2 protein-coding genes are annotated in these 9,362 nt (G+C 68.7%); one reads left to right on the top strand and one right to left on the bottom strand.

From position 1 onward, the window contains the following. Positions 1 to 74 precede the first annotated feature (74 nt). Positions 75 to 7,229, bottom strand: coding sequence for a LamG-like jellyroll fold domain-containing protein (locus ACLQ2T_RS25465; protein ID WP_425768880.1), 7,155 nt, complete (start codon positions 7,227 to 7,229; stop codon positions 75 to 77). A gap of 606 nt (positions 7,230 to 7,835) precedes the next feature. On the opposite strand from ACLQ2T_RS25465, the gene ACLQ2T_RS25460 reads away from it, so the two are divergent. After that, complete coding sequence (locus tag ACLQ2T_RS25460) at positions 7,836 to 9,248, top strand: serine hydrolase (RefSeq protein WP_425768879.1); 1,413 nt, start codon at positions 7,836 to 7,838, stop codon at positions 9,246 to 9,248. Positions 9,249 to 9,362 lie beyond the last annotated feature (114 nt).

Raw genomic sequence — 9,362 nt, 5'->3', positions numbered from 1 at the left:
GTTTCCACTGCCGCCCGACTCGACACCTTCGCCCGTGTCGCACCAATCAACCCTTATACGCTGCTGAGATCACCTCACTGGATCCGCTTCTTACTCCAACTGCTCCCCTTGAAGCGATCCTTGAATTGCTTCGCCTTTACGGCCGCTCGCGCCGCATTCCCCAGAACAGTCTGCAGTTGCCAGTTACTGAAACGCTGGTTGACACGCGAGGCAGCAGAAAACGCCCGGCCAAGAGTCTTCGCGCACCAATTCCTGATGCGACACAACCTGCCGATTTTCCTGCCGTCGAGATCCTCGTTGTTAATCGGGTCGGCGCAGGTGTATTCGTAGGAGTTGCAGCTTCCCCCGAAAACGGGGTCGACCTGCAGGAACCGCCCCAGGCTCGGACTGTAGAGGCGGACTCCCATGAGGATGACGTCGCCGATCGTCTCACCGGAGCGTTGCTTGCCGCCCAGCCAGCCGTACCGCTGGGTGGCCTGGCCGGCCATCGGCACACCGAACTCGTCGTGGTCGAACAGCTCGGGTTCGGTCAGCCCGGTGTCCACCGTGGCTGCTACGTCACCGTGCAGGTTGGTCAGTTGGAGCAGCACGTCGCCGGTCGCCGAGGTGGTCGCGACGAGGTCGCCGTCGGGGCCGGCGACGTTTCGAGTCAGGGTGCCCGCAATGGTGTCCTCGATGATCCAGCGGGGGTTGTCGGTGTCGTCGCCGTAATGGTTGAGCTTGGATGTAGCGGCCTGCCAATCACCATCGACCAGCGTCTGCGTGGTGAAGGCCCGGAACCGGTGCGCCGGGTCCAACGTCCACGTCTGCCGCGCGTCGTCCAGCTGCTGACGCTGCACCAGATCGTTGGCGAAGTAGCTGTTCTCCAACCCACCGGGCAGCTCGGTGGTGCGGCCGAATGCGTCGTAGACGTACCCGTCGTCGGTCAACCGGTCCGCCGTGTCGTACGTGTGGCTATGGGTGACGGCCGCCATCGACTCGTCACACTCGCCCTCCGCACCTGGGGCGAACTGGACGCTGCCCGTCCGGTTCGTCCGGTCGTCGTGGGCGTACGTGCGGCTCACACAGCCTTCGGTCATCGCGCTGTAGTGCTGCGCCCGCACCAGCCGACCCAACCGGTCGTACCGGTAGGTCTTGCTGCCACCGGTGTAGGTGTGCTCCACCCATTGGCCGGCGGTGTTGGTCACCACCGACTCGGAGAAGATGACCTCCCCGTCCGAGTCACGGGTGTACGTCCGCTCCACCGGTTGCAGGTTCACGTCCAACCGATCGGTACGCGTCAACCCACCGGGGTACTTCAGCTCGGTGAGTTGCCCGTCCGGCGAATACTTCGCCGAGAACGTGCCCGCGATGCTGTCGGTGACACCGGTCAACAGGCCGCGGGGCTCGACCACCCGGTCGTAGGCGTACGTTGCGTGACCGGTCGGGTCCGACACCTTCACCTGCTTGCCGAAGCGGTCGAACTCGGTGACGGTCGTGCCACCGTCCGCGTCGGTGTACGACACGAGCCGGCCCAGCAGGTCGTACTCCCGGGTGATGGTCGCCCCGCCCATCGTGGTCACCGTGACCTCGCCCGAGGTCGGGCTGTACGTGGTGGTCACCGCCGGGATCGCAGTGCCCTCGTCGGAGGTGATCGCCTTGCTGATCTCCCTGGTGGCGGCGTCGTACGTCGTGGTGGTGGTTCGGGTCCTGCCCGCCACCGTCTCGGTCACCACGGCCTCGTCGCCGTAGCGGGTGTAGGAGACGACCCGCCGGACCGGCAGGTTGGTGGTCATGCGATCCGGATCGTGTCCGGTCACCGCCCCGGCAGCCCGGGTCACGCACAGCTTTCCGGCCCACTCCGGCTTGTTGCCGCAGGCACTGTCCTGGGCGTTCGGGCCGGCTGTGTAGTAGATGTTCTCCTGAGTCTTGGCATCCGTCCCCGACGAGTCGATCCCGACCGTCTTGATCGTTCGGCCAGCGCTGTCGTAGACGACTCCGGAGCTCAGGTTCTTGCCGCCCGTCGTCGCGTCGACCGTCTGCCTGGTGGCCTTCTTCAGCGTCCAGCCGGATACTCCGCCGTACTCGGCGTCGTAGCCGCTCTTGGTGACCCGCACGTCGGCGTCCGGGTAGCCGTCGATCTGCATGCCCTTCGTTTCCCGGGTCAGCAGGTGGTACTTGGCGCCGTCGGGCTTACCCTCGTCGTAGGTGTTGACGGTGCGGGCCCGGCCGATGACGGTCGCCCCGGCGGGGATGGCCTCCAACGGTCCGCTGTCGTCGGGGTCGGCCAACGGGTTCTCCAACACCAGTGTCGAGGTCGGGCCGACCGTCTCCAGCAGGTCGATGCCGTCGGTGCTGTAGGTGTTGATGGTGGACAGCGCGAGCGCTCGGGTGGCGGTGTCCGAGCCGGCCAGGCCCAGTTCGGCGAGGTAGGTGTCGGCGTTCGGCAGCACACCGAGGGCCAGTGCCCGGTCGGTGGCTTCCAGGGTGCGGATGATGTTGCCGAAGCGGTCGTACTCCCGGGTGTCGATGTGACCGCCCGGGGTTGCGGTATTGACCTCCTTACCGCCGGCGGCGAGGTAGTGGACGGTGGCGTATTTGTAGCCGTTGGTGCCCGGTGCCGCCGGGGTGGCGCTGTTGCGGCCGGGGTTGTCTTCGGGACCGAAGACGGCGGTGGCGTCGGTGGGCAGGTCGACCTGGCCCCAGGCCGCGATGGCGGTGGCGTTGAGGTTGTACGGCCCGCCACCGAGCTGGGCCAACGGCACGTTGTAGACGACGTTGGTGGCGATCTCACCGTCGGTGGCCGTCTTGGATCCCTGTTGCAGGGCGGGACGACGCACCCGGAGCAGTCGGCCGGCGTTCTCGTCGCCGGCCAGGTCGGCGACCTGCTCGTCGTTGAGGGCCCGGCCGTAGATGCGGACGTCGTCGATCTCGCCGTCCCAGACGTTGGCGGCGGCACCGGCCCACTTGGCGCGGCCGACGACGAAGTTGCCGGTGGCGTTCCAGCCGCCGACCGCGGCGGTGGTGTTCTGGAGTACGCCGTCGACGTAGAGCTTCATCCGTCCGCTGGCGGTGTCGTAGACACCGGTCAGGTGGGTCCACCGGCCGGCCACGGGTGCGGTGTTGGAGGTGGCCCGGATCGGGGTGGCGCTGTCACTGTCGGCGCTGACCCGGGAGAAGGCCCACCGGTCGTCGGCGGCGACATAGTTGAGGAAGAAACCGCTGGTGCGGTTGCCGTCCTTGGACACCGCCGTCCGGTTGACCGTCTTGGTCTTCAGGCGTACCCAGGCCGAGACGGTGTAGGAGGAGGTGTTGGACAGAGCCGAGCCGGCCACGCTGATCTGCTGGCCGGAGCCGCCGGTGAAAACCGCGGCCCGGTCCGCCGGGTTGTCGGGATCGTTGCCCCGGCCCCAGGTCACGCCGCTGGCCATGGTGCCGTTGCGGCCGCTGCCGGAGGAGTCGGCGACCGCGGTGCCGGAGCCGGCGTCCAGGTCCCAGCGCAGGGCGGCCGAGTCGACGTCGGGGTTGCCGTGGTCGAAGTGCCAGGGCAACTCACCGGGCGGGGTGAGCTTGACCACCCGGCCGTCGGCGTACTCGTAGGTGGTCTTCAGCGCCGGGGTGATGCGGGGGTCCCAGACCTCACGGAGCTGGCCCAGGTTGTCGTAGGTGTACCGGGCGACCTGGGTGGCGGTCATCGCGGAGGTGTCCGGATCCCAGGACCAGAGTTTCACCCCGGTGACCCGGTCGGTGTAGTCACCGAAGACGGTCGGGCTCAACCCGGGGGTGGTGGCGGTGGCGTACTCGTACTCCAGCACCTGGCAGCCCCGGGCCGGGGTGGCGGTGGTGCAGTTGTTGGTGTCGTCGACCCCCGGCTCGACCGGGTTGATGACCTTCTTGAGCAGCAGCCGGTCACCGGCCGTGTCGTAGATGTACCGGGTGGTGGTGTGTGCTTCCGCCGTCCATGAGGAGGTGGCCGCCCACACCCCGCCCTGCTGGGTGAACTCGGTGATCGTGCCGTCCAGCTCGGACAGCCGGTACGCGGTGCTGCCCACCCGGCTCAGCACCATTCCCTCCGCACCCGGTTCCGGGGTGAACGACGTCCCGTCGGAGTTCTTGGCGAAGGTGATCCAGTCGCCCTCCATGGTGTTGACCAGAGCCATTGACGGCTCGGGCAGTTCGAGGGTGGTGTAGTTGACGTCCGCCGCACCCCCGGTGGCACCGCCGTTCCAGGCCGGCCCGAAGGGGGCGACGATCTCGGTGAAGGAGAGGTTGTCCCAGTAGACCTTGCGGCCGGAGCCGCCCTGGGCGCCGTTGTAGAGCCGGAAGAACGCCTCGGTGGCGCCCACCGGGACGGTCATGTCCACCGACAGTTCCTGCCACCCCTCGGTGTAGGCGGCCATCGGCGAGGCGACCTCGGTGTAGGTGCTGCCGACCCGGTGGATACCGACGATCCGCAGCCCCCGGTGGGTGTTCTCGGGAACCAGGCCGGTCGCGGCGGGTACGAAGATCCAACCGGTCATCCGGTACGTCTTGCCGCCGGTCATGCCCAGCCGTATCCCACCGTTGTCGCCACCGACCGCCACATAGGTGTCATTGCTGCTGGTGGTCACCGGGGTGATCTCCAACGAGTCGGCCGGGGTGGTCTCCCCCTGGCCGCGGGCGGTGGAGCGGATCGCCGACGAGGTGGTCGGCACGGTGAAACCGGTCAGGTTCGTGGAGATCTGCTGCTGGTTCGGCGTCAACCGCTGCCCCATCGGCAGGTAGCCGTCGCCGCGCTTGCGCGAGGAGGAGGTGCGCGAGACCGAAAGGCCCAACTCGTCGACATCGGTCGCGGACAGGGCGTGATCGCCGGTGAGCAGGTTGACCGACCCCGGGCCGACCTCGGTGTCCGCGGCACCCGCACCGCTGGAGTCCACCGTCACCCGCACCCACGGAATCGTGTACGCCGGGGTGCTTCCGCTGGCCGTGTAGAGCCGGGCCCGCACCTCCACCACACCACCGGCCAGCCCGAGAGTGTCGGTGGCGTTCCAGATCGCGTACCCGCCCAGCGACGACAGGGCGACCGGGCTGGCCGCGGTCGCGGTGATCGGCACGCCCTTGGCCGAGGTCAGGTTCGCCGACGGGATCGGCAGCACGGCCCCGCCCGGCCCACGCCGGTACTCGAAGTACGCCCGGGTGTAACCGGCGACCGGGGTGGTGACCTCCAGCTTCGTACGCTTGACGATGGTGGCACCGGGCAGCGGCTGCGCCAGCGCCGCGTCACCGGCTTCGAAGACGTACAGGTTCGGATCCGACAGGTTGCCCGCCGAGTCCTTGGCCTGCACGGTCAGGGTGCGACGCCCGTCCCGCGGGCGTAGGGTCACCGATTTGGCGCCGGTGGCCGCGACCGTCGTGGCGGCGGTCTCGTAGTCGAGTTTGTAGACGAAGGCGGCCAGGTCGGTGGTGCCGCTCGCCGGGGTGAAGGTGAAGGTGTCCGGCGCCTCCGCGCCACCGTGCGGCTGCCCGTCGTCTAGGTAGATCGTCGCCGACACGAACGGCACCCCGGGCTTGGTGGTGTCCACGGTCAACGTGGTCCACCCCGTCCACGCGCCGGGGGTGTGCGGGTCCCGCGCCCGGACCCGCCACTCGTACGCGGTGCCGTTGACCAGGTTCACCGGCACCTGCCAGGAGGCGGTCGACCCGTTGGTCCACGCCGGGCTACCCGAACGCACCCCGGAGGTGGACACCACCGCCTGGGTGCTCTTGTTGCGCACCTCGAACTCGGCCTGCAAGGTCTGCCCCGCGTTGGCGTCGGCCAGCTTCGCCGACAGGGTCGGCCGCAGCGATGCGGTCCGGGCTCCCGCCCCGCAGGCGGTGTAGCAGGGTGCGACGGCCAGTGCGGACGGCGCCGGCGGCGCGCTGTTGTAGGTGATCGTCAGCAGTGGCGGACGGCCGCCCTCGGCGGAGTCGAACTTCTTCCAGCCGGCGGTGGTCGACTCGGAGGTGGCCCGCAGCATCACGCTCGCGGTGGACAGGTTGTTGTCGGCACTGTGCTGCAACGCCCCGCCGACCTCGATGTAGACGTACCCGTCGTTGCAGGACGAGTTGTAACCCTTGGTCTCGGTCGAGGTGCCGACCTTCGCCCGCGCCGTGGGCTGGTTCGTCCAGCGCACCGTCGAGGTCACGTTGTCCGTACGCCAGGCCTCCCACGAGGCCGCCTTGCAGGACCAGGAGTGGAAGTTCCACAGCCGCAGCTTCGCCGTGATGATCTTGCTGCCGGCGAATCCGGTCGTGTTGAACCGCAGGTACGAGCGGGCAGTGAACGATCCGCCGTCGTTGGCGTGACCCAGACGCAGCTCGCTGGCCCCGGACTGGTCGCTGGAGTACGTGTTCTGCACGAACGCGTCGAACGACGGCGACAGCGAGGTCGGCGGATCGATCGTCACCGGAAAGGTCAGGTCCTCGCGGGCCAGGAAGTCCGCGTCCGGGGTCAGCTCCAGCACGGTACGGCCCTTGCCGCCCGCCTTCGTACGCAGCTTGACCGGTGCCACGTTGAGGTGCTGGGCGGAATGTGGCGAAACCTTCGCATCCCACATGATCGGCGTCTGCGCCCGACCGACCTGCTTGCCCCGCGAATTCTTCAGCACCAGGCCGCCCATGCCGTCACCGGCTGCGGTCAGCTTGCCCGTCCGCATCGGCAGGGTCAGCTTGCGCACCTGCGCCAGCCCGGCCCGGTTCTTGACCACGAAGTGTTGCTCGAAGCCGGTGGAGTGCACGTGGAAGACCAGATCGACCCCGGGGCGTACCTCCGGGTAGGTGACCGTGCGGCCGTCGAGGACCGGCTCGGGCAACGGACCGTCCCAACCCAACGAGGTCCGCTGCGCACCGGTGCCCAGCGACACCACCTCCCGCTCCCCGGTAGCCGGGAAGGCACCGGCGAAGCTCAGATCGCGGGGGTGCGCCTTCGGCGCCACCGTGCCGTCGGCCCGACGCTCAAGAGTGAGGTCCACCGGCACCCAGGTGTTGTCCCCTCGGCGCACCCGCACCGGAGCGAGGGCCTGCTCCTGGGTCAGGGTGCCGTCCGGGTTGGCGAACACCTGCACGGTCTCCGTGCGCTGGTTCGTCACCTCGACCCGCTCGCCACACAACCGGGCGGCCACCGCTGCGGACACCTCGTCCGGGCGCCCCTGCGGACAGTTCGGCTTCGCGGTCGGCTCCGGCTGGGCGGTCGGCTTCGGCGCGGCCACAGCCCGATCGGGCCGAGCGGGCACCTCCGACATGGTCATTGTGAGCAGTGCCGCCAGCGACACCATCATGGTTCGTTTCAACCAGCGGATAGGTCCGTCCCCGGACAATGCGACAAAGACGCCGCCACGCATCCACTGTTCCGACACTGTCAGCCTCCCCGTAAGGCGGATCTCGACGAAAAGCGAGCGCAGATTATTGAGGAGCACAAACAAGATCAATGCATTGACAGCCGACGCGGCGATCCACTAGATGGCTGGGTAATTCCGCCCCAGAGGCAGCACATGAGGCCGATGATGCAAATCGGACAGACCATCACCAGGTGTCCGATCGATCACCGTCAGTGATGGGCATCGACCGATCGCAATTCGACGGTCATTCACTTACCGTGTCCACTGAGTCACGCAGGTCAACGAGGTGGGCCGCCCGATCGTCCGAACACCGGACGGAGGTGTCCGGAAACCCTGGGCCGATCACCGAACGTAATCCTCACCTCGGACTCGAATGAGGATGAGTCCCGTAGTCAAGAGTCGGACCTGTGGCAATGATCACGAGCTGGCCTGGCGGGAGTGCGGACCACAATCGGGGTGCCGGGCTTTGCCCGGCGATCCACGCCTGTCATGATGCGGCGCATGCCTGTGCATCGGCGTACCGTGCTCGGGGGTGGCCTGGCCGCAGTCACCGCTGCCCTCACCGGCTGTCGCGAACCGGTCTCGCCGTCCTCCGTGGACGCCGCAGCCGCCACCGGCTCACCCACCGGCCCCGCCGCCACGCCGGGCGCCTCGACCTCGGCGGTGCCGTCGTCCGGGACCCCCTCGGCGGCCGGCGCGGTGCCGAGCGCCGCACCCGGCAGTACGGCCGAGGCGGCGGGCGGCGGCAGCCTGAGCGGGCAGGCCGGGATCGGCACCCCCTCGCCGCTGAGCCGGGCCCTGTCCGCTGAGCTGACCCGCCACCTCAAACCGACAAGCGCGAACCCCAACCATCCCGCGTACGCCGGAGCGGTGGCCTACGTGCAGGTCGACGGCAAACTCCTCGCCCGGGCCGTGGTCGGCAAGGCCCTGCGCTACGACGCCGGGCCGGTGCTGCTGCCGGAGTCGAAGCAGGTGGCCATGCGCTACGACTCCATTTTCGACACCGCCTCGCTGACCAAGGTCTTCACCGCGATCCTGACCCTGCAACAGGTCGACAAGGGGCTGATCGCCCTCGACGCGCCGGTCGTGGAATACCTGCCCGGCTTCACCGGCACCGGCAAGAACAAGATCACCGTCGGGATGTTGCTGGCCCACACCAGCGGGCTGCCCGTCGGGGCCAAGGTCACCGGTCTGCCGGACGACAAGGCCCGGCGGGCCGCAGTGCTGGCCACCCCGCTGATCAAGGGCGCCACTCCCGGCACGGTCTTCCGCTACTCCAGCGTCGGGCTGATGGTCGCCGCCCAGCTAGTCGAGCATGTCACCGGGCAGCGGCTCGATCAGGCCCTCAAGACCGGCATCACCGGCCCCCTCGGCCTGACCGACACCGGGTTCACCCCGAAGAAGTGGCTCAGCAGCGCCGACCAGGCCCAGCGGCTGGTGGCCACGGACGCCCGCTCCTCCCGCGGGCTGCTGCGCGGCATCGTGCACGACGATGTCGCCAACCACCTCGGCGGGATCGCCGGGCACGCCGGCATCTTCTCCACCGCCGCCGACCTGACCGTCATCGGGCAGTTGCTGCTCAACGGCGGCACCTATCGCGGCACCCGGATCCTGTCGGAGGCCCTCACCCAGCAGATGCTGACCAACGTCAACGCCGGTCTGCCCGCGGTCGACGCCGAACGCCCCAACCGCACCTCCGACCACGGTCTCGGCGTCGTGCTCAACCAGCCCTGGTTCATGGGCAGGCTCGCCACCAGGGGCACCTTCGGACACACCGGCTTCACCGGTACCTCGCTGCTCGTGCACCCCGGCCGTCGACTCGTGCTCGTGCTGCTCACCAACCGCGCCCACCCCAACTGGAGCTGGGCCGACCCCGACCCGGTCCGGGTCGCGGTCGCCAACCTCTGCGCCTGAGCGGCCCTCCGCTCCCTGCTTCCCGGTACGCCCCACACCTGGCACGGCCCGCACAAAAGGACAAAGAGCCTCGCTTTCGACCAGGAGTGCGGGACGCGCCGAGGTACCCACGCC

The sequence above is a fragment of the Micromonospora sp. DT229 genome (assembly GCF_049844505.1).
Lineage (GTDB): Bacteria > Actinomycetota > Actinomycetes > Mycobacteriales > Micromonosporaceae > Micromonospora.
The sequence above is the reverse complement of the archived record's forward strand: the minus strand, read 5'-3'. Positions and strand labels throughout refer to the sequence as shown.

Coding starts and splice junctions, on each gene's coding strand:
- ACLQ2T_RS25460 (WP_425768879.1), top strand. CDS start 7,836: ATGCCTGTGCATCGGCGTACCGTGCTCGGGGGTGGCCTGGCCGCAGTC.